The following is a 24,220-nucleotide window of genomic DNA, read 5'->3' on the forward strand; positions in this document are numbered from 1 at the left end:
ATGGGAGCCATGTTTATGAAAAGAAAAAACGGATTCGCCCAGCGATGAAACACACGGAACGCACAGCACCCTGGAGTCTCAAAATTCCGGTGTGGAGTCTGGCCGGCTACGTGTGCATTCTCTACCCGCTGGTGCACTGGGTGCTTCGCGACCCGCACCGCGGGTCCCCCTGGGTCGGTCCTGTCTATTTCGGAGGCGTGCTGATCGCCCTGCTTGCTTCCCGCAAGGTCACCCTGCTGCAATTGGGATTTCATGCCGGCGCGCGCGGGCGCGATATCGCAATCGGTCTCGTTCCTGCCGTTCTCGTGGTGGTGACGGTGCCGCTTTTGGATTGGTTCATCGAAGCTTCCGGACTGGCTCAAAGCGAATTGTTCGCCGGGGCGGAAAACCGGGGGATGGCGCAGCCGGGTCTTCTCTCCCTGTTGATGAGTTTCGCGGGCCGCGTCCTGGCCGTGCCCCTCGTCGAGCAACTGTACTTCACCGGGTTTCTGCTCCCTGCCCTGCTCCGTGTGGTGAAACCCACGACCGCCATTTATATCGCGGCAGCGGTTTTTACCCTGGTTCATTTCGAGCTGAAGCTCAGCCTGTTTCTGATTGGATTGATCTGTTCGGGATTCTACTACTGGACGGGAAGCCTGTGGGCGTCGGTCGTGTTTCACGCCGGTTGTGCTTTGGGCGGGATGCTGGTGGCGTTTTACTACCCCCGCGTGGTCACGTTTCTGGCGTTCCTGTTTTAACGCCTGTGCAGAACGGAACCTGATACGGGGATTTACCCACAACAACACCTGTCAGAATGGATTTCAGAAATTAGGCAGGCGGATGGGTCACCCGGCTCTTTTCTGCGGCTTGATCTTTACTTTTTTCTTCTTGGCCTCTTTTTGGGCACGCTCCGCCTCTTTTTTGGCTTTGCGCATTTCACGATCCAACTGAACCTGCTTCAGTATCGCTTCGCGTTGCTTCGGATCTTCAAAGAACGTGGAGACCAGCACACCGAATTCATACAAACAGTAAAGCGGGATGCCGAGAAGAAGCTGAGTGACGATATCCGGCGGGGTCAACACCGCCGCCAGGCCGAAGCAACCCAGAAACGCCCACTTTCGGTACATGCGCATCTTGATGGTATTGATCACGCCGAACTTGGTGAGCAGGACCATGATCAACGGCGTCTGGAAGGCAAACGCGAAGGCCAAGATCAATTTCACAATGAAGGAAAAATAAAACCCGATGGTCACCTGCATTTGCCAAAACTGGACACCGTAATTGAACAGGAATTTCAACGCCAGCGGCACCACCAGAAAATAGCAGAATGCGCCCCCGAACACGAAAAACAGCGTGCCGAAAAACACGAACATGAAGGTGATTTTCTTTTCCTTCACCTTAAGTCCCGGCGAGATGAACTGCCAGACGTGGTACAGGATCAACGGCATGGAAATGAACAGCGACCCCATGAAGGCCACTTTCATGTTGGTGAAAAAGGGTTCCGTCGGCGTGATGAAGGTCAGGTGGGCCCAACGTTTGGGAAGCGGGTCTTCCAGCCAGCCCAGCAGAATTTCAATGAAGTAAAAGCACAATCCGAAAAAAAATCCGACCACAATGGCCGTCTGCACCAGGCGGTCCTTCAATTCCTTGAGGTGCCTGGAAACAGGAATCTTGTCAGTGAATCCCAGGGAATCTACCACAGTAATCCATTCCTTTTTTCGTTCATGCTATTCGAACCCACTGAGCCCTCGATGATATAAACAAAGCCCATTGAAGATGCTCCCGGCAAGCACGCTCTCCAAACAGGCCTTTGCAGAAGACACAATTGAATGTATTTGTGTTTCAAATGCTTAATCTGTTTTGCTGAGAGCATCTTACTGAAAGAACACTGCAAATACAATGATGATTTCAACTGCCGCAACCCGCACCAAGGTCCCTGAAAGCAGGAATTTGGCGGGATATTATTTGATTCGCCCCGGGAAATATTGGATAATGCCAACCCAGTACAGGCTCCGCCCTTTGAGTGACCCAACAGACATTTTTCCCTTTACAAAAAAGCTTTATAATCAATATATTAGATTGGTAATCCAAATTGATGGACGGGACAGGCAAGAAAATCACCGGCGTCAAGGTGATTAACATCAGCGAAGAAAGTGCCGACGCCATCGAAAAAATGGTGGATAAAGCTATCAAGGAGGTCCGTGGGAAGGGGTTGGAGATCGTTGATATCCAGACCACGGGCGACAACTTATTCTTGATTTTAGTGGAAAACTAAAACAGGCGGGTGTAGCTCAGTTGGTAGAGTGTCAGCTTCCCAAGCTGAATGTCGCGGGTTCGAACCCCGTCGCCCGCTTTTGACTTTGTATAACCATCCAAATTCAGATTCATGAGAATTCAGAAAGAATTATTAGACCGCATTGCCAAGAAAATCGTCCGATCGCTGATAGAAAATAACTTCATTATCTGGGACGAACGTCCCGAGAAACTGGAAGCCATCATCCACGAAATCATCACCGAAGATTTGATGGTTGAAGACCGCCTCAACGAAGAGGTCAAACTGCTTCTGGAATCCCGCACCAAGGATTACGAGCGGGACATGATGGACTACGGGCGGGTGTTTCAGATGGTGAAATCCAAACTGGTCCGGGAACGCGGCCTCATCCTGTAAAGGCGAGCGAAACCATGAAACTCAGCAGGGAAAAAGTCAACCACATCAGCAAACTGATTGTCCGGGATTTCGAGAACCGGGAAGAGATCGATTACAAGGAAGACCTCAACGATGTGCGCCTGGAAGTCGCACGGGTGATCAACGAGGAACTCAAGATCGATGACAAGGCGGACGCCGAAGCGCGGCGCATTATCGATTCCTACACCACGCGCAAACTGCGCGAGGGCACGGACGAGTGGGAAATCATGTACCAGAAACACTACGACGAATTCTTCAAAAAGCACGGCATCTGAGGCACCCGCTCAGCCGTTCCGCAGCACCTCTTCCGCGCGGCGCGTCGCCTCTTCATACACTTCCTTCAACGGCACGTTTTTCTTGTCCGCAAGGCGGCGGCAATCGTCGTACTCCGGAGAGATGTGCACCGGCAACCCATCCAGCCAGCCCACTTTCACCTTCACCGTCCCCCACCGCGTTTTGATGGACTCGATTTTGCGGTCCAGAACCGCCCTGTCCATCTCGCACGAACGCACCCCGTAGGTCGAAGTTTCAGTCAGTAAAATTTTAGTGAGCGCATCCTGTCTGCGAGGCGGACACAGGGCGGAGAGTTTGACAGCGGGCCGGTTCTTCTTCATCGAGATGGGTGTGAAGTACACATCCAGCGCCCCGGCGGCGAACAGCTTGTCCATGACGTGATCGTAAAACTCCGGATTCATGTCGTCGATGTTGGTTTCCAGCAGCACCACACGCTCGCTCGATTTCGCCAGCGTCTCCCCCAGCACCGCGCGCAACAAGTTGGGCTGGTCATCGAGCTTATGGGTTCCCGCGCCATAGCCGACTTTCGAAATCGTCATCAACGGCATGCCCTGAAATTTTTCGGCGAAGTGGCCGATCATGGCGGCGCCGGTGGGCGTGGTCAATTCCTTCGGCACGCCACTGGAAAAACAGGGAATGCCCTTCAGCAACTCCAGCGTCGCCGGAGCCGGAACCGGCAGCACGCCGTGCTCGCAGGCCACCGTCCCCTCGCCCGTGTTGACGGCCGACGCCATCACCTGATCGATGCCCAACAGGTGCAGCGCATACACACCCCCGACAATATCGATGATCGAATCCACCGCACCGACTTCATGAAAATGCACCTTGTCCAGGGCAATGCGATGCACCCGCGCTTCCGCACGGCCCAATCGTTCGAACACGGCGATCGAAGTCCTTTTCACCGCATCCGGCAGCTTGGAATTTTGAATGAGGGTGCGGATATCCGAAAGCCCGCGATGATGATGCGAATGCCCCACCTTGACGTCCACCTTGATGCCCGCCAGATGTCCCCGTTTGACCCGCCGGGACTTGATCTCATAACCCTTGAGGCCCAACGTTTTGAGACCGGACTGCAATGCCTTCAGATCCACGCCCAGATCCACCAGCGCACCCAGAATCATGTCGCCACTGATCCCAGCGTAGCAGTCGAAGTAAAGTGTTTTCATGGAAAGTGAAACCGGTTAGGGAGAAACGTTGCCATCAATATCTGGCAAACAGTTTACTGAAAATTCCCCGTTTTTTAACCTCTCCGTTGCGGGGAGCATCCGGTTTAGCGGCAGGTTTGAGATGCTTGTGGTGCTGGTCGAGGAACAACTGGAGCAGCATGTGGCAGGATTGGCATCCACCTCCGGCGCCACAGGCGGCGGTGATTTCCTCGATCGATTGCAGATCTTCGTCCCGGATATGCTTCTTGATCGCCTTGTCAGAGACTTGAAAACATTGACAAATGATCTCCTCGTCGGGACTGCTGGAGGCCATAAAACGTCCTTAATTCCAATAATTTATATTGATAATAATTATCATTTTAAATTTTGCCTCACCCTTCTGTCAATTATTACTTTCCGTCCACCCCCCTCCGAAAAAAGTTAAAAAAGTGGTGGTAAGAGAGCTCAAATCAATTCAAGGGCCTATCTTGACACATATCAAAGTGGTTTTATTTTATTAAGGAACCCATGATTATTCATCTAAAGGTTATGGAGGGTCACAATGAAAAAATGTATCGCATCCGGCATCATCTTAGGCCTCGTTCTTATCACATTCAATCTCGCTTTTGCCGGACCATCCATCACTCCAAACTCCGAAAAAAATCAACCGACCATCGACACCACTCTGAATCGGATGATTGATGATGCCCTGAACGTCGAAACCGTGGGAACCCATGCCGGCGCTCTGCATCGCCACCTCCTGCTTCAGAGCCTTGAGCCCTGTCTGGACAAGTGCCAACAGACCTTTGAATCCTGTATGAGTTCCGCGGGGGACAATCCGACCAAGCAATTCCGTTGCAAGGAACAACGAACGGCCTGCACGTTGAATTGCGATGACCAGTACTACAACCAACTCCGGTTCTAATAAAGTGCAGCTTATCGATACCCTTTGAACCTGTATAACAAAAAGGCCCGGGGGACGTTCCCCCGGGCCTTTTCTATTTTGGTGGCGGTGCAGGGACTTGAACCCCGGACGCTACGGATATGAGCCGTATGCTCTAACCAGCTGAGCTACACCGCCTTATATGTATTTTAAAGCTTTAGAAGGAAAGCAGTTTACTTTTTTGCCCCTACCCTGTCAACACTTATGCCAACTCATCACAAGCCTTTAAATTGCCCCTTCCAGCGGTGAACGTCCTTCAAATATTTTTCCCGGTCCATGGCCCGGTCGGCAGGAAACACCTCCATGAGGGGTTGAGGGAACTTCTTTTCCTGGGGATAATACTCAAATCTATTCTCCACCACCCGGTATATGTTATGGAAGGTACGGTACTGGCCGGAGGCCCCCACGAAATCCCAATTCGTGGTTCCCTGGATCAGCCGGAACAACTCGGAACAGGCAATCCCTTCGTACAAGGTGAAGCGCCCCATGTAGCCTTTTTGAATGGTGAGGGGTTTGCTGAAATCGATGCTCCACACGTCCGACTCCTCATTCCCGAAAACTTCCAGCCGATATCCCACTTTCCAGTGAGTCCAGGCCGTCATCACCTCCAGCCTTTTCAGACGCGGGACAAATTGCTGCAGTAGAAATTTTTCGACAGCCCTTTTTTCCTCGATCCGCTTTTCGGCGTCTTCGGTCAAGGTGCGGATGCGCGGCACTTCAAACAGCGGATTGAAGGCCGTGACACGATCGTCGGCCTCGATGAGGCGGGCGACCTCGGATTGATTGGTGTGGAACACCACCCCTTGCGGCATGATTTCCGCGATGTCTCCGGGATAAAACGGATGGTTCAGAATTTCCGGCGCAAATTCGTTGAGGTCCGACAAAAACTGCTCCTGGGTGGTGGGAAACACAAAATGGTTTAAAAACTCGAACCGGCCGAAGAAGCGTTCGCCCGCCGAGCCCGGAACGGCACACCCAGGCGACAACGCTTTCGCCACTTTCAGAAACGAGCTGTACTCCTCGAACGGCAGGACACAGGGTTTATGAAACGTGAAGTTCTGTTCCAGCAGCGGTTGAAACCGCAAGTGCGCAAGGTCAACGCGCCCGCAGATGCGGCGGATGCATTCGATGATTTGAGGGGAGACGATGGTGTCCACCTGGTTCCAAGTGCTCACGTCCCCGTCCTGCATGATCAAGCCATGCTCAGGATAATAATCTTGAGAGAGGGATGGCGTGGGAATCAGCTTCAGGTCTTTCACCGTGTACATCTCGAAATTTTCCACCACAGTCACCTGAGTGTAGCCCAACTCCTTGAGGCACTCGAGCATCACGGGGTCCTGCGGGCACAGCACCTTGAGGTCCTTGGGTAGATACGCAAGCGTGCGGATGTCAAAATGGTCCTGGTGGCGGTGCGACAGGTAGAGGACGTCGGGTTGCGCTAACTTCTCGCGGTAGATTTCAACCTTAGGGTAGTAGTAGTTGAGGTCTTCGAAGTGGATGTCGAACAGGCAGGGGTCCGACAGAAGCGTGGTGTTTTCTGCTTCCACCCACAAACAGGCATGGTCGATCAGGGTCGTTTTCATGATACCGAACCACGCTGGAAGTACGCAGGCCCTCTCCTCACAAATCAGGATACCGGAAGGCTTTTTTTATTACAAGGCTATTTCCCCCTTGAGAGTGCGCTTTGGCCTTGACATAGTGTAGAGGGATTCAGAAAATTAAAATGCCATTCGGCAATTCATCTATTTCAGACTCGGGACACCATGACACAAGACACCATTCGATTCGAAGAGGGCAAACCCTGCCCCGTACAAGTTCAGGGCAGCGGCGGCGGCCTGTCCGTTTCCGCCAACGGCGACATGTTGCTGGTCGGCGCGTTCCCCAATCCCACCGAGGAGCAGGTTGAGGCCTGGTGCGGCAAGTGGCGCGCCAAGCTGATCACGGAAAGCGAGTTCCCGGCCATTCCCATCTTTGCTATCGGCAGCGAAGACTGGATTCTCGAAACCCCCTGCAACCCCTGCGACAACGAAAAAGAAGCGCCCGGATTCTGCGAAGCGCTGTATGCCAAGGACGACGTCAGCATGGCCGCCGTGCTGGTCGATTCGGAGACCGGTCTCATCCGCAAGATCACCCAGGTGCCGCTGGATGAAATGTTCATCGAACGGCTGGTGCTCTCCTGGAATCCATTCCGGTTTGAAGCCAACGACTACAACAAGGCCTACACCACGGCCGAGTTCACTGAAAAAGTGACCAATGTTTTCAAGATGCGGTCATCCCGGGAACTCTGGACAACTTCCTGGTAGTGGGCAAGGCCCACGGCAGGTTGGCTACTGCGTTGTCACCTGGGTGATGGTTGGCGGGCTCAATTTTGGTCCAATAATAATTAAAACATAGATTCTTCGTCACCTGCGGCTCCTCAGAATGACAGGTTGAGATCGGAATTGTCATTCTGAGCGTCAGCGAAGAATCTATGATTTTGGATTGAGCCAAAGGCAGGAAACTTTTCTTCTAACCCGGGGGCCCCGACCATCGTTCGCTTGCCGCGTATTACCCCTCTGCCTCCCCATGCAATGGGCGGGCGTGGCCCGCAGCAGACGACGTGAAATTTTGAATTGGGCTCGCAGACCATCGTTCGCTTGCCGCGTATTATCCCTCTGCCTCCCCATGCAATGGGCGGGCGTGGCCCGCAGCAGACGACGTGAAATTTTGAATTGGGCTCGCAGACCATCGTTCGCTTGCCGCGTATTACCCCTCTGCCTCCCCATGCAATGGGCGGGCGTGGCCCGCAGCAGACGACGTGAAATTTTGAATTGGGCTGGGAAACCATCGTTCGCCCACAATGCAGTACCCCTCTGCCTCCCCATGCAATGGGGTTAGGTGGCGTACTCTTCGTCCTCGTCGAGGTCTTCTTCCTCGTCGTCCTCGTCTTCGGCCTCGACGTCTTCGAATTCTTCCTCCTCCTCCTCCTCTTCCTCTTCTTCTTCCTCTTCGAGTTCCAGAACCGGGTACTCCAGATTTTCCATGAATTCCGATTCCCGCAAAAAGTCGAGGCCTTCTTCATTGTACGGGTTGTCATCCAGATACAGGCGCACCAGATTGGCCATGAATTCGGATTCGGCAATCGCCTGCAAGCCTTCATTGGTGATGCCGTTGTGCTCCACCATCAGAATTTCCAAATTGGCAAAGTTTTCCGATCCCACAATCTGTATCAGCCCTTCGTCATCGATATGATTGTGGTCGAGCGACAACAGGGTGAGGTTTTTGAGGTAAGGAGAGGCCGCCAGGTAACCCGCGCCCAAGGCGGTGATGTGATTGATTTCCAGGTACAACTTCTTCAGGTTTTTGCAGCCTTCGAACTCGGAAATGACTTTGGCTTCCACGTCGGCGAGGTTGAGTTTGCTGAGATCCAGAGTTTCCCCGTCTTCGCTCAGGCGCTTGCGCAGCAGGTTCAGCGTCAGGAAAACCTTGATTGCGTCTTTGCCTTTCTGGGTCAGCTTGTTGGCGCTCAGGTCCAGGCGTTGCAGGTTGATGAAATTCTCGCTTTCCGCCAGCGCCAGCGCTCCCGCATCGGTGACTTCCGTTTTCTTCAGGTCCAGCTGTTCGAGATTGGGGAAATTTTTGCTTTCCGCGATGTAGCGAATGCCCTCGTCGCCGATCGGGTTTTCCGCGAGCACCAGGCTGGTGAGCTGCTGCATGTTTTTCGACTCACTCAGATGTTTGGCGCCTTGGGCACCGATGGCGTTCCAGGCCAGCCGCAGCGACCGCAGGTTTTCCATGTTGCGCGATTGAGAAAGGTGTTTGCAGCCCTCATCCCCCAGGCTGTTTTTGTACAGCTTCAGGTATTGCAGGTTGCTGAGATTCTCCGATTCGGCGATGGCCTTGCCGCTTTCAGCCGTCAGTTTTTGGCCGGGAATGATCAACCGGCGCAATTGGCGGACCGAGCGGGATTTGGCCAGAGCCGCAACCCCGGCGTCCCCCAGCCTGGTGAAATTGAAGTCCAGCGTCGCCATATCCCGGCTCAGTTTGAAGCCGTTACGAATGAGGCCTTCGATGTTGTAAAACTTTTTGGTGACGGACATGGTTCCTTAAGTGAAAAACGGATTGTTTCAGGTCAGCTTATTGTACCGCACCTCAACCCGGTTCGTGGATCAAACCATCTGTTCGAAAAAACCAAACAGGCATTTGAAGTAGCCGTAATCCGGGGCCATGAGGATATCATTGTGCCCCACCCCCGGCAAAATTTGCAGTGCCTTGTCCTTGCTGCCGGCCCGGTCGTAATTCAGCTTGGCCTCGTGCGGGTAGATCAACACGTCGTCCTCGCCGTGCATGATCAAAACCGGACATTTGACGCGTTCGATTTTCTTGCTGTTATTGAACAGTGCACCCTCTTCCGGGGTGATGTTGTCCACCTTCAGGCCGCGCCGCTCTACCAGCGGAATGGGATCGGCGTAACCGCTCTCAATGACGCAGGCCTTGATTTCCGGGTACTCAGCGCAGAGCTCGATAGCCGGAGCGCTGCCCAGGGAGCGTCCCATCACACACACCGTCGGTCGCAATTTGCCCTCCGCCTTCAACATATTGTAAATGGCGTGTGCGTCCGCCAGGGTGCTGCGCAAGGTGGGCTTGCCGTCGCTTTTGCCATACCCCCGGTAATCGCAGACCAGAAAATCAGCCCCAATCTGGTGATACGCCTCGGCGAGGTTGTCGTAGTCGGCGGCAATTTCGCCGTTACCGTGAAAAAACAACAGGCTGAAGCGGGCATCGGGGTGCGAATGCAGTCGCACATGGACCTTCATCGGTGCTTCCACCGTCACAAACAGGTCCTCAGCCCCCTTCGGCGCCTCCCCGGAGTCCGGGCGCGGAAAAAACAGATTTTCGTTGAATTGTGGCGTGTCAAAAATGGAAGTCATGGGTCTCCGCAAAAAAACAGGCGTCCCTCCCCCGCGCCCGCCTTGCAAATCAGGCTTTCGCCGGGAAAAATCAGGATTTAAGGGAGTTGAATTTTTATTTCAATCATGGCAGAATTTACCGTTCCAGTCGAGACTCCTCGAGTTTCAAGTACTCCCTCCTGAAGCCAGATCATGGCAACCCGAAGCGAGGGCCTACTATAACACCGATTAACTGTTTTTTTAAACTAAGGAGCATTTCAATGTTAATGGATCCGGCACCTATCGAAAAACGCTTTGAATCCATGGGTAAGGCTCTTGACGCCGCCCGTAAAAACCTGGGTCGCGATTTGACGATAGTCGAAAAAATTCTTTTTTCGCACATGGACCCGGCCACGGATTTTTCAAAGCTGGAGCGGGGCAAATCGGATATTTTCCTGGATGCGGACCGTGTTGCAATGCAGGACGCCACGGCCCAGATGGCAATCCTTCAGTTCATGTCGGCTAAGATTCCGGAAGTGGCGGTTCCTACGACCGTTCACTGCGACCACCTGATTCAGGCGCACACCGGATCTGAGACGGACTTGAAGGAAGCTGAAAACGTCAACAAGGAGGTATACGATTTTCTCCGCTCTTCATCCATGAAATACGGGATGGGCTTTTGGAAGCCTGGCTCCGGCATCATTCACCAGGTGGTGTATGAAAACTACAGCTGCCCCGGCACGCTGATGATCGGCACCGACTCCCACACCCCAAATGCCGGCGGTATGGGCATGATCGCCATCGGCGTCGGCGGCGCGGATGCGGTGGATGTGATGACCGGTCAGCGTTTCATGACCCGCATGCCGAAATTCGTGGGCATCAAGCTGACCGGCAAGCTGAGCGGCTGGACGGCCTCCAAGGACATCATTTTGAAGGTCGCCACCATGCTGACCGCAAAAGGCGGCACCAACAAGATCATCGAGTACTTTGGCGAGGGCGCACGCTCACTCAGCGCCACCAGCAAAGGCACGGTCACCAACATGGGCGCGGAACTCGGCGCCACCACCTCCATCTTCGCGTACGACGACAACATGGACGTGTACATGCGCAAAACCGAGCGCGATGCGGTGGCGGACCTGTGCAAGAAGTACAAGGAACATCTGGTTTCGGATGCCGACGTCGAGAAGAATCCGGAAAAATACTACGACGAGATTTACGAAATCAACCTGTCGGAACTGGAACCGCACATCGTGGGACCGCACACGCCGGACCTCGGCCGCACGGTTGCCCAGATGAAGGCGGATGCAGAGAAGAACGATTACCCGCGCGGTTTGTCGGCGGCGTTGATCGGTTCCTGCACCAACTCCAGCTACGAGGACCTCACCCGTTCCGTCAGCCTGGCACGTCAGGCCAAGAAAGCCGGCCTCAAGGTCAAGTCGCAGTTCCTCGTCACCCCCGGTTCGGAGCGCATTTTCCAGACCATCACCCGCGACGGCATCATGAAGGACTTCGAGGATGTCGGCGCCACGGTTCTGGCCAATGCCTGCGGACCGTGCATCGGGCAGTGGAAACGGGATGACATCCAGAAAGGCGACAAGAACAGCATCATCAGTTCTTACAACCGCAACTTTGCAAAACGGAACGACGGCAATGCCGAGACGCTGAGCTTCATCAGCAGCCCGGAGATCGTCGTCGCCATGGCGTTCGGCGGCACGTTGGAATTCAACCCGATGACGGATACGCTGAAAACGCCGGACGGCAAGGATTTCAAATTCCAGCCGCCGGAAGGCGACGTCTATCCGGATCAGGGTTACGCGTCCAAGGACAGCGGGTACCTGGCGCCGACCAACTCCGGCGAGGTCCTCATCGACCCCAAGAGCGAGCGCCTGGCGTTTCTGGAGCCGTTTCCGAAGCACGATCCGGTTGCGGATTATAAGGACCTCAAGGTGCTGTTCAAGGCGGCGGGCAAATGCACGACCGACCACATTTCACAGGCCGGCCCGTGGCTCAAGTTCCGCGGTCATCTGGACAACATCAGCAACAACCTGTTCCTCGGCGCGGAGAACGCGTTCCATGGAGAAACGGGGAAAGGCAACAATGTGGTGACGGGCCAGGTGGACGAGCTCAACAAAATCGCCCGCGAGTATAAGGATAAAGGCATTGGATGGGTGGCTGTCGCCGATGAGAATATCGGCGAGGGCTCCAGCCGCGAACACGCCGCCATGGAACCCCGCCACATGGGGTGCCGGGCGATCATCGCCAAATCCTACGCCCGCATCTTTGAAGCCAATCTGAAAAAACAGGGTGTCCTGCCCTTCACCTTTGACGACAAGGCTGACTACGACAAGATTCAGCAGAAGGACAGCATTGCCATCGAAGGTCTGGACAAACTGAAACCCTACGAGCCGGTCACTCTGGTATTGACCCATGAAGACGGCTCGACCGACAAGATCAAAGTGACCCACTCGATGAACGAGGGAGAACTCCAGTGGTTCTACGCCGGGTCGGCCTTGAACTATGTCGGCAGCCAGAAGGCAGCCAGCTGAGGCGGGTTTCAAAACCCTGAGTACCGGGCAAAAAAGAACCCGGACCCTTTTCGAAGGGTCCGGGTTTTTTATTTGCCGTTCAACAGGCCGTGTAAAAAAGAAAAGTCAATCCGCTTCCCACAGGCTCCGCACTTTCAATTCATCTTCAATGCTCTGGAGCTTGCCCTGCAAAAACACTTTTTTGTTGTTGGAAGCATTCTCTTCTTTGGACCTTGCGTCCAGCAATTTCTTCGTGCTTTCATACAACAGTAACAATTCTTCATCATCCAGGTCTTCCACATTTGGACTACTCATAAAAGCCCCACGATACTCCCAGTAAGAAAAGTTATTTTTATGAGTTGCCCGGCCCGGAGTCCGCATTTCGGGGAATTTCAATCCACCCTTTTTTCTTCCCGTTGCGCCAGGTGATTTTCATCCAGTCGCCGTGGGTTTGCAGAATTTGGACCCGGGTACCCCGGTTCAAGCGGTTGCAGACTTCACCTTTTTCCTTGAGGTGAACGGTGCAGGCTTTTTCCAGTACAATACTACTTTCCATTAAAAGGTCAAAACTTTTCCGGTTTCAACTCAAGAATTTTCCGACTTGCGGGAACTCCTTTTCTTACCAGCTTGAGGTACTCCCCGGGGACCGGTTTCGAATCCATGCGCCGCCCGTTCAAAATGGCAATATCCCAATCTTTTTTTTCGTCCTCCAACTCCTTGACGGCGATGCTTTGGAAGGTATCTCCCGGTTTGACTTTGTAAATATCGATGTATTCCTTGTCGTAGTCGCGGCGATCTCCCTTGTGGGAAGACCCGCCGTATTCCATACCCTGAATTTTTTTCAGATAACCTTCGCGGTTGTCTTTCAGCGTCCCTTTATTGCGATTGTAGATGGATTGCGAAAGCGTTCCGGCCTTGATGATGCGCTCCTTGGTTTCTGGATGCGTCGCCTGAAAGCTGTGGTACACCTGCCCGGTGAGAATTTCCTGCTGGCGCAGGTTGCTCAAAAAATCCACCATTGCTTTTGGATGGTATCCCGATTTCTGCGCGATCATCAGGCCATGCGCATCCGATTCCAGCTCCGCCTCGCGGCCATAGCCCAGGTTGATGGTGTTGAACAGTTGCGTGCTCACCATCAACCATTCGCCGGCGTTTTTGGGACTGGCGATGGCCCCGCCGATCGACAAGATCTGGGCGCCGATGGAACGGATCACCTGCTTGGCGCCATGGTGCTGGGTGACGTGTCCGATCTCGTGACCGAGCACACCGGCCAGTTCCGCCTCGCTGTTGATCATGGCCAGAATGCCGCGGGTAACATAAATATAACCGCCGGGCAACGCGAACGCGTTGATCTCCGCACTGTCCACAACCTTGAAAAAGTAACGGCTGAATTCAGGATTGGACAGATTGCCCACCAGTTTCTGCCCCAACTCGTTCACATAAAGCTGAAGCTCTTTATCCTGGTACAAACCGTATTGGGCGACCACCTGCACATCGGCCTTTTGCCCCATGCTGATCTCGGTTTCTTTATCGATGAAAGGGACGGCGAAAGCGGGGCCAGCGGGAGCCAGGCAAAACAGTGACAGCACGAACAGACAAACAGGCAAGATGCGCAAACAGAATCTATTTTTGAACGGTGGGGACATACCCTCAGCCGGAAGGTTTAAGCCGATGCCTCAAGTTGCTTCAGCTTCCGATTCACTGTTTCCAACTCGGGGTGGCTTGAAAACTTGGTTTGCATTTCTCTTAAAATCAACTTTGCGTTGTCCGGGTCACTCAACGCTTCGTAACTGCGCGCCAAACCCAGGTAGATATAGAATAGCGGGAAATTTGTGGAACTGTCTATAATAGATTTGTAAATTTCCACCGCTTTCTTGAAGTCCTTTTTCGTCTCGTGGTTGTAGGCCAGACCTTTTTGAGCGAGAACGTGATTGAGCGTGCCAGGTTTCGCCAGAGTGCTCACTTCGGCATACATTTCGATAGAGCGGTCATGGTTTCCGTTTTCATAATAGACCTCCGCCAACAGCAACCGGGCGCGTAATTTCTGCGGTCCTTCCACGAACCGGGGCAGGAGTTTTTGCATCTCCCCGGTGACCTCCTGTTCCGGGTTCTCCTGCTGCCGCTGTTGCAGTTTTTCCATTTGAAAATACAGTTTTTCCATCCCCTCGGCCTGCTGCTCCTGCCGGTCGGCCCAGAACCAGGACCCGGCCAGGACCACCGCGCCCAAACCGGCGACGGCGAAAAGCAGGTTCCGGTTGGCGTCCATGAACGCAACCAGACCGGCGCTGAATCGTTGAAAGGAATCAGGTCCTTTGAGTTCTTTTTTGGTGAGCTTGTGTTCCTGAGTCATAGAATTTAGCGATCAAACCAGATGGCAGGGTGAATGAAAACGGCAGAGTCATAATTTAAGCATAAAGAAATTTTGCGCACAAGCCCAATTTCCCCAACCATTTTGAGATAAAATGTTATATTTAAAACGTTTGTCCGCGGGGCACGCGCCCGTAGCGGCATCCTGCAAATTGAACGGATAAGGACGGCATGCCGGAATCAAAACACATTGGAGTGGTGGGAGCAGGAAGCTGGGGCACCGCCCTGTCCCTGCTTTTGGCAGACCAGGGCTGGCAGGTGGACCTGTGGGTGCACGAACCGGATTTGTGCGAGACCATGCAAGGACAACGACAGAACACGTTTTTCCTCCCGGACATCCCGCTCCCTGAAAACATCCGTCCTTCCACCCGTTTCGAAGAAGTGGTGACGGGGAAAGACCAGTTGCTGCTGGTGGTGCCGACGCATGTGCTGCGCGCCACGGTCAAGCGGTTCAAATCCCTGATCAAGCCGGGGTGCCTCATCATCAACGCCAGCAAGGGCATCGAAGACGACACCCTGCGTTTCATCCACCAGATTCTGCAAGAGGAACTGGACCGGCCGCATCCACTGGCTTCGCTGTCGGGTCCCACCTTCGCCGCCGAAATCGCACGCAAGACCCCGTCCGCCATCGTCGCGGCCTCTCAGGACGAAGCCACGGCGCTGCAGGTCAAACACCTGTTCGACAGTCCGTACCTGAAAGTGTTCACCAGCAACGACCTGTTGGGGGTGGAGTTGGGGGGCGCACTCAAGAACGTGATCGCCATCGCTACCGGTATCTCCGATGGGCTGGGCCTGGGGCTCAACACCCGCGCCGCGCTCATCACCCGCGGATTGGTGGAGATCACCCGCATCGGCGCAGCACTGGGCGCGCGTCCGGAAACGTTTGCCGGGCTGTCCGGTATGGGCGACCTGGTTCTCACCTGCACCGGAGACTTGAGCCGCAACCGCAGCGTCGGCTGGAAACTGGCCCAAGGTGAAACCCTGCACTCCATCACCAGCAACATGAAAATGGTCGCCGAAGGCGTGCACACGGTTGTATCGGCGTACAAACTGAAAGAGAAACTGGATATTCAGGCATCGATCATCGAGGAAACCTACCAGATGCTGCACCATGGCAAATCACCGCAGGCCGCACTGCAGGATTTGATGACGGTCGAGATCGGTTCCGAGTTTTCCGGCATTAAGGGCTTGCAATGAATCCACTGCAACTGCACAAACTGCTGAACGATCTGTACACACAGAAAGTCCGGCCCGACACGGTGCTCGAACAACTGCGGACCCTGCCCTTCGAGGACCTGGGCTTCGCGCATGTGGACCATCACCGCCCCCTGCGCAATGGCATGGCCGAGGTGATCTATTGCGAAGGCAAAACCCCCGCGCAGATTTCCGGCATCATCAAAAAGCAACTGAAGGCGGGCTGCGACATCCTGGCCACGCGGCTGGCAGCCGACAGCTATCGAAAAATGAAAAAGGATCTGCCGGCCAAGGCGGTGTACAACGCTGAAGGGCGGGTCCTGACCATCCAGAAGAATGCGAAGAAGAAACGGTTCGGCCAGATCCTCATCGTCACCGCCGGCACCTCGGACCTCCCTGTGGCGGAGGAAGCAATGGCCACCGCCGACCTGCTGGGCAGCAATGTGGAGAAAATCGTCGATGTCGGCGTCGCGGGCATTCACCGCATCCTGGATAAAATTGATCGCCTGCGCAAGGCACGGGTGATCGTGGTGGTTGCGGGGATGGATGGCGCGTTGTTGAGCGTGGTCGGCGGGCTGGTGGATTGTCCGGTGATCGGCGTGCCAACCAGCGTCGGTTATGGCGCGTCCTTCGGCGGCGTGGCGGCGCTCCTCACCATGCTCAACAGTTGCTCCACCGGTGTCGGCGCGGTCAACATCGATAACGGGTTTGGCGCCGCCTGCCTGGCGCACCGCATCAATATGATGGGAGGCTAAAATTTGTGATTATGGGGCTTCCCACAGAAATAATGAGGTTTTTTTATAGAGATTTCTCTGGAAATGCATCTGGACAAACCCCTGGTACTATTGAACAATTCTCTAAAGTCAAGCCGGGGTGGTATCAAACTCTTGATTTACAAGAAGTCTTTCGTATTTGTGCAAGACTCGTGCACGCTGGATACCTTACTGAATGCAATAGCAACCATTCTCATCCTATCCTTGGCCGTAGTTACATTGCCCCATATTTTGATGAACGTCGTGCAACTTACGGTGAGTATGATTTCGTAGCTTATGGCTTTCCTTACGTTCGCGAGAAATTTTATAAATCCGTGCGTCCTGTAATTGTCACAAAAAATAATAACCAAGAAGATATTGGAACATGTTTTTTACTTGGCAATCATTCGACCTTAGTGACTGCGCGACACGTTATTGAAAACCTGCCCCGAATAATTATAGATGATGAGGATGGAAGACCAATACGAGTACGAAGTATTATTGTCTCAAAGGATCCTTCTTTAGATGTTGGCATTATCACAACAGAACAACCATTGAAAAATACTCCCTTCTTAAGATGTAAGGATGGTGCCATATTAGATGAAGTGCTATGTTTAGGTTACCCACCTATACCAGGTTTTGAATCAATGCTCTTAGCAGACTTAGCAAGCATAAACTCTGAGTTGAAAGCCTCATCTGGAAGAATTACAGCATCAAGTCAATCTTATTTAAATAAGCAAAGATACATCTTACTTAATGCGCGTGTTAAAGGCGGAAATAGCGGTGGTCCAATAATAAATCACCAGGGTTACGTGGTGGGCATTCTCGTCCAAACTTCAATTTCCGCTTTAGATGCAGAGAAACTTGACTGTCTTGGATATGGAATCGGAACACCTAAGAATGAATGGATTAAGCTTTTTCCAAGTGACCAAGGTAATCTTCAGAATGGAACACCACTTGACTTTACTAACTTGCCCAGTGGTGGTTTCCGAACTACTTAATCAAAACTTTTTATCGGGCGCGCCTTCCACCACTGGACCAGCCGCCTGAGCCCTTCCTGCGGCTCCACCACCGGCCTGTAGTTCAACTCCCGCCGCGCTTTGGAAATATCGAAGTAGTGGGAGGTCGCCAGTTGACTGGCCAGAAACCGCGTCATGCGCGGCTCGCCCGCCAGGCCAAACATCCTGTGCACCGCCTCCAGCACGGCCCCCAGACGTTTCCCATTCTGATAGGAAATCGACCGCGTCACCGGCGGCACGTCCACCGCCTTCAGCAGAGCGTTGATCCAGTCCCAAAGCACCACCGGCTCGCCGTCGCTCAGAAAATACACCTGACCCGCCACCCTGTTGTCCGGTTGTTTGAGGACTTCCAAGGCCTGCACATGGCCTTCGACGGCGTTATCGATGTAGATGATATCGACGCGGTTGACGCCCTCGCCCACCCGCACCAGCTTGCCCTGACGCGCCCGCTCGATGATGCGCGGCACCAGGTGCGGATCGCCCGGCCCCCAGATGAGATGGGGCCGCAGAACCAGCGTCTGCAATCCACCCCGGCCATTGGCGGCCAGCACACGCCGTTCGGCCATCGCCTTGGTGCGTGGGTAATCGCACAAAAAGCGGCGCGCATAAGGCAGGCTTTCATTGCCGTTCTCAAGGTCGCGCCGGTCATAGACGACGCTGGGGGAACTCGTATAAATCAGTTGACCGGCACCGTGTTCGAGGCATCCGGCAATCACGTGATCCGTGCCCTCGACATTGGTGCGGTGGAACACGTCACGCGGTCCCCAGATTCCGGTCAACGCTCCGGCATGGAACACGGCGTCGCGACCGCGGCAGGCAGAGATCACCGCCTCGCGGTCACCGAGATCGGCTTTGATAAAATCGATGCCTGGGGACAAGTCAGGATGAGAGCGGCGGCCGAGGGCGGTGACCTGGTGCCCCAGCGCGTGCAGGCGGCGGGCGATATGGCCGCCCAGAAAGCCGCTGCCTCCTGTCACAAGGATATTCATGCGGTGGGATTCAAACGGTGAAGTTGGCATGCGCATCCAGCCGCAACAGCTCGGACGCCTCCGGCGGCGCATGCTGGAATCGGAAATACCCGGCGCAGGCGATCATGGCGGCGTTGTCCGTACACAGAATGGGTTTCGGCACATGGCAGGTGACATTGCGCGGCTGTGCCGCCTCCCGAAGACGTTGCCTGAGGTAGCCGTTTGCCGCCACCCCGCCGGTCAGCACCAGCCGTTTCAAGCCCTGCTGCTCGCAGGCCATGAGCGCCTTGGTGATCAACACCTCCACCACCGCATCCTGGAACCCGGCGGCGATGTCGGCGTCGCTCAACCCCTTGCCGTGGCTCCCCCCGCGTTTGGCAATCGCCGTACGCACGGCGGTTTTGAGTCCGCTGAAACTGAAATCAAGCGACCCTTTTTCCAGCCAGGCACGGGGGAACGCGTGCGCATTGGCGTCGCCCTCGCGGGCCCGCGCTTCCACAATGGGTCCGCCGGGGTAGCCCCAGCCCAGCATCTTCGCGACTTTGTCGAACGATTCGCCGGCGGCGTCGTCGCGGCTGCGCCCCAACACCTGGTAATCGCCGAAGCCGTTGACCCGGTACAGGTCGGTGTGTCCGCCGGAAACGATCAGTCCCACGAACGGAAACTCCACCGGTTCCTGCAGGAAGATGGCGAGCAGATGCCCTTCCAGATGGTTGACGCCGATCATCGGTTTTTGCGTGGCATAGGCCAGTCCTTTGGCTGTATTCAACCCGACCAGCAGCGACCCGACCAGCCCCGGCCCCTGCGTGACGGCAATGAGATCGATTTCATCCAGGCTCACCTCCGCCTGTTGCAGCGCTTCCCGAATGATGAAATGGATTTTATCGATATGGCTGCGCCCGGCCAGTTCGGGCACGATGCCACCATATTTCGAATGGATGTCGTGCTGCGAAGCGATGACGTTCGATCGCAGGTTCACGCCGTCTTCCAGAACGGCGGCGGCGGTTTCGTCACAGGAGGTTTCAATGCCCAGTGTCAGCATGTGGGATCCCGATGCGCGGTTTGCGGGGCAACCGCGATTTAAAAATCAAAGGCCGGAAACGGACATCCCGTATCCGGCCTCAATGATTGTGTGAACGCTGCAGCAGGAACAACTCAGTTGGTTTTTTCAGTCTTGAACACTTTGTTCATGACCGACCAGCCTTGCAGCAGCGATACGGCCTCCCGCAGCTGGACGTCATTATCCAGTTCCTCAAGAGCGGCCATCAACTCTTCCTGTTCGGCCTTCTCGGCTTCCGTCGGCTCCTGCTGCTCGGTGCCTTCGATGCTCCGTTTGCCCTTCAGGTGTTGCTTGAGGTCCTTCTCTCGAAGAAACCGGCGGATTTCATCTTTTTCCTTTTCCGCCTCGGTTTTCTCCTTCGATTCCTCATTCAACTGAGTGGTCTCTTCTTCAATTATGATGTCCGGCGTGATGCCATTTTCCTGGATCACCCGGCCGCTCGGCGTGTAGTAACGCGCCGTGGTGAGGCGCAGCGCCGATCCATCGCTCAGCGGGATGATGGTCTGCACCGAGCCTTTGCCGAACGTCTGCGTGCCGAGGATCACCGCCCGGCCCATGTCCTGCAACGCTCCGGCGACGATCTCCGAAGCACTGGCGCTGCCGCCGTTGACGAGGATGATCATGGGATAGCGGAAATGCTTGCGGTTTTCGTGAGTGGTGAAGCGCATGTTCTGTTCATCGCTTCGACCCTGCGTGTACACGATCAGATTTTCCTTGTCGAGAAACCGGTCCGCCACGGCCACGGCCTGGTTCAACAGACCGCCCGGATTGCCGCGCAGGTCCAAAATCAATTTCTGCACGCGCTTCTCTTCAAAGTCGTTGAGAAAGCGGTCGAGGTCCTGGCTGGTGGTTTTGGTGAAATTGCGGATTTTGATGTAGCCGATGTTTTCCTGATACACCCGCTTCTTGACGCTTTGCACCTTGATGATATCGCGGGTGAGTGTCACGACCTTGGGTTTTTCCATGCCCTTGCGGAAAATCGTGATGTTCACATCCGAGCCGCGCTCGCCGCGCAACAGATTGACCGCATCGGTCAGGTTGAGGTCCAGCGTCGATTCATCTTCAATCTTGATGATCTTATCACCGGCCTTGATGCCGGCCTTGGATGCCGGCGTGCCGTCGATCGGAGAGACGACGGTCAGGATGCCGTTGCGCACGGTGATCTCAATGCCCAATCCACCGAATTTGCCCGAGGTGTCCACCTTCATCTGCTTGAAGGAATCCGGCGGCAGGTAGGAGGTGTGCGGGTCCAGGGTCTTCAACATGCCCTGAATGGCGCCTTCGATCAACCGCTGCGGATCGACCATCTCCACGTAATTGGATTCCAGCAGCGCCAGGATTTCCGAAAACACCTTCAGCTTGTCGTAGCTTTCGGGATTGACGAAACTTTCTTCGCTGACTTCCGTTTCTACAGCCCAGGCAGTCTGGACGGTCAGGGGGGCGCTATTTGAAATCAGGGTCCAGGCCAAAACCAGAGCGAAGACCAGGCTTCCTTTCAATATTCCGGGGGTCCATCTTTCGAATAAAAAACTCAATGTCACTCTCCACAAAAAAGTGAAACGCTGTTTCCAGACAATTATAACCAAATCAAGACTCAATAAACATCCCCAAATGTCATTTCCCGGCCACCCGGAACCAGGGAGACGGCTTGATGGGCTTGCCTTTGTGCCGCAATTCAAAATACAGGGCGTCGCCCACCAGCGAACCGGAATTGCCCGACAGGCCAATCACTTTGCCCTCCTCCACGACCTGCCCTTTTTTAATCTGAATCGCATCGAGGTGCCCATACAGGGAGTGGTAATTGTTGCCGTGGCCCAGAATGACGAGATTGCCATAACCTTCCAGAAATCCGGTGTACAAAACTTTTCCGTAAAAAATGGCGCGCACCGGAGTGCCCGTTTTCACCTTCAGATTGATGCCGTTGTACACGATGTAAGTGTCGAACCGCTCGTCCCACTTTTTGCCGAAACGGTTCAGCCGTTTTCCCTGGACCGGGTATTGGAGGCGGCCTTTCATGTCGGCCAGGCTGAGGCCCTGTTTGAGAATCAGTTTTTCCTGCAAGCGCCCGATCAGGTCATTCAAACCTTCCGACGCCTTGACCAGTTCCCGCCGGGATTGCAGGGCGAAATTCTTTTTGGTTTTGATTTTTTTCAGAAATTGGGATTTGTTGCCGGCCTCCCCTTCCAATTCCTGTTTTTTCTTCAACGCTTCCTCTTGCAACTGCAACAGCGATTTCTGACTTTTTTCAAGCCGGACGGTCTCATACTCCAGCTTTTCCATCTGCTCCATATAATCCTGAAAAATGGTGGCGTCGTAGGCCATGACATTCTCCATGTACTTGAGACGGGTGAGGAGTTGATTGAAGGTATCGGACGAAAATAAAATTTTGACCAGGTACATGTCGCCATTCTTGTAAATCTGGCGCAGGCGGTCTTTCAAAACCAGTTTGTATCGATCGAGCTTTTCCTGATGTTCCTGAATCGCATCCCTGGCCTGCCGGACCTGCCGCTCGTTGACCTGGATGTTGTACTGATAAATTTTCAATTCCCGCTCACGTAATTTCATCCGGTCTTCCAGATGGCGCAGGGTTTTGAGTATGCGCGTTTCTTCCTGGCCGATCTGGGAGAGTTCCTGGTTTTGCTGTTCGATTTTCCGGCGGAGTTGATCGAGCTCGCTTTTTTCCTGTTCCAGCAGATTTTCAACCTGGCTGCCAGGCTTGTCCTTGGATAAGGCCGGCGCGCTCCATCCCACTGCCACAAGAAGGAACGCCAGCGTTGCCCAGACGGAATGTGATTGCGAACCGGTCATTTGCTACCAAACATTTTCAGGAACTGGTTGACGGAAATGTAACTGCCCACCCATCCAAGAACGGTGCTGCACAAAAAAATACTGCCGATGAACTCCAGCGTCAGAAAATGAAACTCCATGCCCCGGGTGATGGCGGCCAGCGACCCCTGGAAATTGAGTGTCAGAAAGACCTGAAGTCCCTTGACCAGAGCCAGAGACAGGACAGCCCCCAGAATACCGTGCATCACGCCCTCCATGAGATACGGAAACTTGATGAAGCGTGGCGTGGCGCCGATGAGGAGCATCAACTCGATTTCTTCCTTGCGCGAAAACACCGACAGCTTGATGGTATTGGAAATGATGAGCAGCGCTCCCAGGCTGAGCAGGGTGCCCAGCGCAATCAGAAACACCTTCATGAAAATCATGAACGTTTCGAAACGTCCGATCCATTTTTCGCCGTATTCCACCGACTCCACTCCCGCCTTGAGCCGCACTCGTTCCGCAAACATCTTGATGGCCTGAAACTGGTGGTCCAAGGGCTGAAACTGGATGTTGTAGGACGCCGGAAGCGGGTTCATGTCCATCTGCCCGAGAAACTCCGCGTGATCGGAAAACATGTCCTTGAATGTTTTCCAAGCCTGATCGCGGGAGACATACTCAACCCCCTTAACTTCCGGGCTGGCCTCGATGAATGTTTCCAGTTTGGCTTTCTGATCGGCGCTGACACGGTCTTCCAGATAGACGATCAACTGGACCTGGTTGCTCCACGATGTCAGCAGGGAATTGAGATTGACGTAGATGAAGATGAACAGGCTGAAAATGGAGAGGGCAACGGTGATCGAGCCCACCGAGGCCAGGCAGGTTTGCTTGTTGGATTTGATGTTGGAAATCGCCGCTCTGAAACTTCGGATCAGGAAGCTCACGTCAACACCCGTGCGTCCGCAATGCGTCCCCGGTTCAAGGTGATGACCGAGTGATTGCCGCTGTCCAACATATCCTGATTGTGCGTGGCGAACACCACGGTCGTCCCGGCGCGGTTGGCCTGCTCGAACAGCTTGAGGATCTCCCGCGAAATGTCGGGGTCGAGATTTCCCGTCGGCTCATCCGCCAGCAGGATCTTCGGTTCGTTGACCAGCGCCCGGGCGATGGCCACCCGCTGCTGCTCGCCGCCGGACAATTGCAGGGGATACGCGTCCTTGCGGTGCGACAGGCCGACGTTCTTCAACGCTTCCCATGCTCTGGAGCGGATGGCCCGGCGCGGCGTGTTGCTGGTGATTTCCAGCGCAAACGCCACATTCTCAAAAATGGTTTTCCCGGCGAGCAGCTTGTAGTCCTGAAACACCACGCCGATGTTGCGCCGCAACAGGTACAGCATGCTCTCCTTGAACTTGCCGATGTTCATGCCGTTGACCAGCACCTGCCCCTGATCGTGCCGCTCCCAGCGGAACAGGATTTTGAGCAACGTGGATTTGCCCGCGCCGCTGGGTCCGCTCAGAAACACGAACGCCCCCTTCTTGATGACCATGGAAATATCGAACAGGGCGGGAGTGTTTCCCTCGTAGGTTTTATATACGTTGTACAGTTGAATCATGCGTTAACGGTCCGAACCATACAAAAAAGTTCCAGCCCCGGA

Annotated in this window: 26 protein-coding genes and 2 tRNA genes; 10 read left to right on the forward strand and 18 right to left on the reverse strand. The window is 54.3% G+C overall.

The window, feature by feature from the left end; translation table 11 throughout:
* The first annotated feature begins 44 nt into the window (after positions 1-44).
* Positions 45-737: a CPBP family intramembrane glutamic endopeptidase gene (locus QML71_RS07295; RefSeq protein WP_282011264.1), complete on the forward strand. Its 693-nt coding sequence runs from the start codon at positions 45-47 to the stop codon at positions 735-737.
* Between the two features lie 87 nt (positions 738-824).
* Here the strand turns inward: QML71_RS07295 and tatC are convergent, their stop codons facing one another.
* The gene (gene tatC, locus QML71_RS07300) at positions 825-1,679 is read right to left on the reverse strand and encodes a twin-arginine translocase subunit TatC (RefSeq protein WP_282011265.1); all 855 of its coding nucleotides are present in this window, start codon (positions 1,677-1,679) and stop codon (positions 825-827) included.
* Between the two features lie 395 nt (positions 1,680-2,074).
* On the opposite strand from tatC, the gene QML71_RS07305 reads away from it, so the two are divergent.
* The 4 genes from QML71_RS07305 to QML71_RS07320 all read left to right on the forward strand — a co-directional run bounded on the left by QML71_RS07305 (position 2,075) and on the right by QML71_RS07320 (position 2,940).
* The gene (locus tag QML71_RS07305) at positions 2,075-2,254 is read left to right on the forward strand and encodes a hypothetical protein (RefSeq protein WP_282012581.1); all 180 of its coding nucleotides are present in this window, start codon (positions 2,075-2,077) and stop codon (positions 2,252-2,254) included.
* Between the two features lie 5 nt (positions 2,255-2,259).
* A tRNA-Gly gene (locus tag QML71_RS07310) sits at positions 2,260-2,332 on the forward strand.
* A 33-nt stretch (positions 2,333-2,365) separates the two neighbouring features.
* Positions 2,366-2,647 (forward strand): DUF507 family protein, encoded by a 282-nt coding sequence (locus QML71_RS07315; protein WP_282011266.1) that lies wholly within the window; start codon positions 2,366-2,368, stop codon positions 2,645-2,647.
* 14 nt (positions 2,648-2,661) lie between these two features.
* Positions 2,662-2,940: a DUF507 family protein gene (locus QML71_RS07320; protein WP_282011267.1), complete on the forward strand. Its 279-nt coding sequence runs from the start codon at positions 2,662-2,664 to the stop codon at positions 2,938-2,940.
* Positions 2,941-2,949: 9 nt separating this feature from the next.
* Here QML71_RS07320 and larC read toward each other — a convergent pair whose 3' ends face one another.
* The 5 genes from larC to QML71_RS07345 all read right to left on the reverse strand — a co-directional run bounded on the left by larC (position 2,950) and on the right by QML71_RS07345 (position 6,630).
* Positions 2,950-4,125 (reverse strand): nickel pincer cofactor biosynthesis protein LarC, encoded by a 1,176-nt coding sequence (larC, locus tag QML71_RS07325; RefSeq protein ID WP_282011268.1) that lies wholly within the window; start codon positions 4,123-4,125, stop codon positions 2,950-2,952.
* Between the two features lie 34 nt (positions 4,126-4,159).
* Complete coding sequence (locus tag QML71_RS07330) at positions 4,160-4,438, reverse strand: (2Fe-2S)-binding protein (RefSeq protein ID WP_282011269.1); 279 nt, start codon at positions 4,436-4,438, stop codon at positions 4,160-4,162.
* Between the two features lie 258 nt (positions 4,439-4,696).
* Positions 4,697-5,017: a hypothetical protein gene (locus QML71_RS07335; protein WP_282011270.1), complete on the reverse strand. Its 321-nt coding sequence runs from the start codon at positions 5,015-5,017 to the stop codon at positions 4,697-4,699.
* A 91-nt stretch (positions 5,018-5,108) separates the two neighbouring features.
* Positions 5,109-5,185, reverse strand: a tRNA-Met gene (locus QML71_RS07340).
* 77 nt (positions 5,186-5,262) lie between these two features.
* The gene (locus tag QML71_RS07345) at positions 5,263-6,630 is read right to left on the reverse strand and encodes an MBL fold metallo-hydrolase (protein ID WP_282011271.1); all 1,368 of its coding nucleotides are present in this window, start codon (positions 6,628-6,630) and stop codon (positions 5,263-5,265) included.
* A 180-nt stretch (positions 6,631-6,810) separates the two neighbouring features.
* On the opposite strand from QML71_RS07345, the gene QML71_RS07350 reads away from it, so the two are divergent.
* Positions 6,811-7,350 (forward strand): hypothetical protein, encoded by a 540-nt coding sequence (locus QML71_RS07350; RefSeq protein WP_282011272.1) that lies wholly within the window; start codon positions 6,811-6,813, stop codon positions 7,348-7,350.
* A gap of 570 nt (positions 7,351-7,920) precedes the next feature.
* Here QML71_RS07350 and QML71_RS07355 read toward each other — a convergent pair.
* The gene (locus tag QML71_RS07355; protein ID WP_282011273.1) at positions 7,921-9,126 is read right to left on the reverse strand and encodes a leucine-rich repeat domain-containing protein; all 1,206 of its coding nucleotides are present in this window, start codon (positions 9,124-9,126) and stop codon (positions 7,921-7,923) included.
* A 69-nt stretch (positions 9,127-9,195) separates the two neighbouring features.
* A complete protein-coding gene (locus QML71_RS07360; protein WP_282011274.1) occupies positions 9,196-9,957 on the reverse strand; it encodes an alpha/beta hydrolase in 762 nt (253 codons plus the stop codon).
* A 239-nt stretch (positions 9,958-10,196) separates the two neighbouring features.
* Between QML71_RS07360 and QML71_RS07365 the strand changes: the two genes are divergently transcribed.
* On the forward strand, positions 10,197-12,461 hold the full coding sequence (locus QML71_RS07365; protein WP_371832117.1) for an aconitate hydratase: 2,265 nt from the start codon (positions 10,197-10,199) through the stop codon (positions 12,459-12,461).
* 105 nt (positions 12,462-12,566) lie between these two features.
* Here the strand turns inward: QML71_RS07365 and QML71_RS07370 are convergent, their stop codons facing one another.
* Genes QML71_RS07370 through QML71_RS07385 form a run of 4 tightly spaced genes read right to left on the reverse strand, consistent with a single transcriptional unit; the run spans position 12,567 to position 14,790 of the window.
* Positions 12,567-12,755 (reverse strand): hypothetical protein, encoded by a 189-nt coding sequence (locus tag QML71_RS07370; protein ID WP_282011276.1) that lies wholly within the window; start codon positions 12,753-12,755, stop codon positions 12,567-12,569.
* A 37-nt stretch (positions 12,756-12,792) separates the two neighbouring features.
* Positions 12,793-12,996 carry an SH3 domain-containing protein gene (locus tag QML71_RS07375; RefSeq protein WP_282011277.1) on the reverse strand — a complete coding sequence of 68 codons (204 nt, stop codon included), beginning with the start codon at positions 12,994-12,996 and terminating at the stop codon, positions 12,793-12,795.
* Positions 12,997-13,003: 7 nt separating this feature from the next.
* The gene (locus QML71_RS07380; RefSeq protein ID WP_282011278.1) at positions 13,004-14,086 is read right to left on the reverse strand and encodes a M48 family metallopeptidase; all 1,083 of its coding nucleotides are present in this window, start codon (positions 14,084-14,086) and stop codon (positions 13,004-13,006) included.
* 17 nt (positions 14,087-14,103) lie between these two features.
* On the reverse strand, positions 14,104-14,790 hold the full coding sequence (locus QML71_RS07385) for a tetratricopeptide repeat protein (protein ID WP_282011279.1): 687 nt from the start codon (positions 14,788-14,790) through the stop codon (positions 14,104-14,106).
* Between the two features lie 188 nt (positions 14,791-14,978).
* On the opposite strand from QML71_RS07385, the gene QML71_RS07390 reads away from it, so the two are divergent.
* Genes QML71_RS07390 through QML71_RS07400 form a run of 3 tightly spaced genes read left to right on the forward strand, consistent with a single transcriptional unit; the run spans position 14,979 to position 17,754 of the window.
* Positions 14,979-16,004, forward strand: a complete 1,026-nt coding sequence (locus QML71_RS07390; RefSeq protein ID WP_282011280.1) for an NAD(P)H-dependent glycerol-3-phosphate dehydrogenase — start codon at positions 14,979-14,981, stop codon at positions 16,002-16,004.
* A complete protein-coding gene (larB, locus tag QML71_RS07395; protein WP_282011281.1) occupies positions 16,001-16,756 on the forward strand; it encodes a nickel pincer cofactor biosynthesis protein LarB in 756 nt (251 codons plus the stop codon). The genes QML71_RS07390 and larB overlap by 4 nt, the downstream gene beginning before the upstream one ends.
* A gap of 11 nt (positions 16,757-16,767) precedes the next feature.
* Entirely contained in the window at positions 16,768-17,754 is a 987-nt protein-coding gene (locus tag QML71_RS07400) for a S1 family peptidase (RefSeq protein ID WP_282011282.1), read from the forward strand.
* Here QML71_RS07400 and QML71_RS07405 read toward each other — a convergent pair.
* The 6 genes from QML71_RS07405 to ftsE all read right to left on the reverse strand — a co-directional run bounded on the left by QML71_RS07405 (position 17,751) and on the right by ftsE (position 24,178).
* Positions 17,751-18,791, reverse strand: a complete 1,041-nt coding sequence (locus QML71_RS07405; protein WP_282011283.1) for an NAD-dependent epimerase/dehydratase family protein — start codon at positions 18,789-18,791, stop codon at positions 17,751-17,753. The genes QML71_RS07400 and QML71_RS07405 overlap by 4 nt on opposite strands.
* Positions 18,772-19,782 (reverse strand): tRNA (adenosine(37)-N6)-threonylcarbamoyltransferase complex transferase subunit TsaD, encoded by a 1,011-nt coding sequence (tsaD, locus tag QML71_RS07410; RefSeq protein ID WP_282011284.1) that lies wholly within the window; start codon positions 19,780-19,782, stop codon positions 18,772-18,774. Before tsaD ends, QML71_RS07405 begins: the two co-directional genes overlap by 20 nt.
* A gap of 113 nt (positions 19,783-19,895) precedes the next feature.
* Positions 19,896-21,299: a S41 family peptidase gene (locus QML71_RS07415; protein WP_282011285.1), complete on the reverse strand. Its 1,404-nt coding sequence runs from the start codon at positions 21,297-21,299 to the stop codon at positions 19,896-19,898.
* A gap of 115 nt (positions 21,300-21,414) precedes the next feature.
* Positions 21,415-22,608 (reverse strand): murein hydrolase activator EnvC family protein, encoded by a 1,194-nt coding sequence (locus tag QML71_RS07420; RefSeq protein ID WP_282011286.1) that lies wholly within the window; start codon positions 22,606-22,608, stop codon positions 21,415-21,417.
* Positions 22,605-23,510 carry a permease-like cell division protein FtsX gene (gene ftsX, locus QML71_RS07425; RefSeq protein ID WP_282011287.1) on the reverse strand — a complete coding sequence of 302 codons (906 nt, stop codon included), beginning with the start codon at positions 23,508-23,510 and terminating at the stop codon, positions 22,605-22,607. The genes QML71_RS07420 and ftsX overlap by 4 nt, the downstream gene beginning before the upstream one ends.
* Positions 23,507-24,178: a cell division ATP-binding protein FtsE gene (ftsE, locus tag QML71_RS07430; protein WP_282011288.1), complete on the reverse strand. Its 672-nt coding sequence runs from the start codon at positions 24,176-24,178 to the stop codon at positions 23,507-23,509. The genes ftsX and ftsE overlap by 4 nt, the downstream gene beginning before the upstream one ends.
* Positions 24,179-24,220 lie beyond the last annotated feature (42 nt).

The organism is Nitrospina watsonii (assembly GCF_946900835.1).
In the GTDB taxonomy this organism is placed as follows: domain Bacteria; phylum Nitrospinota; class Nitrospinia; order Nitrospinales; family Nitrospinaceae; genus Nitrospina; species Nitrospina watsonii.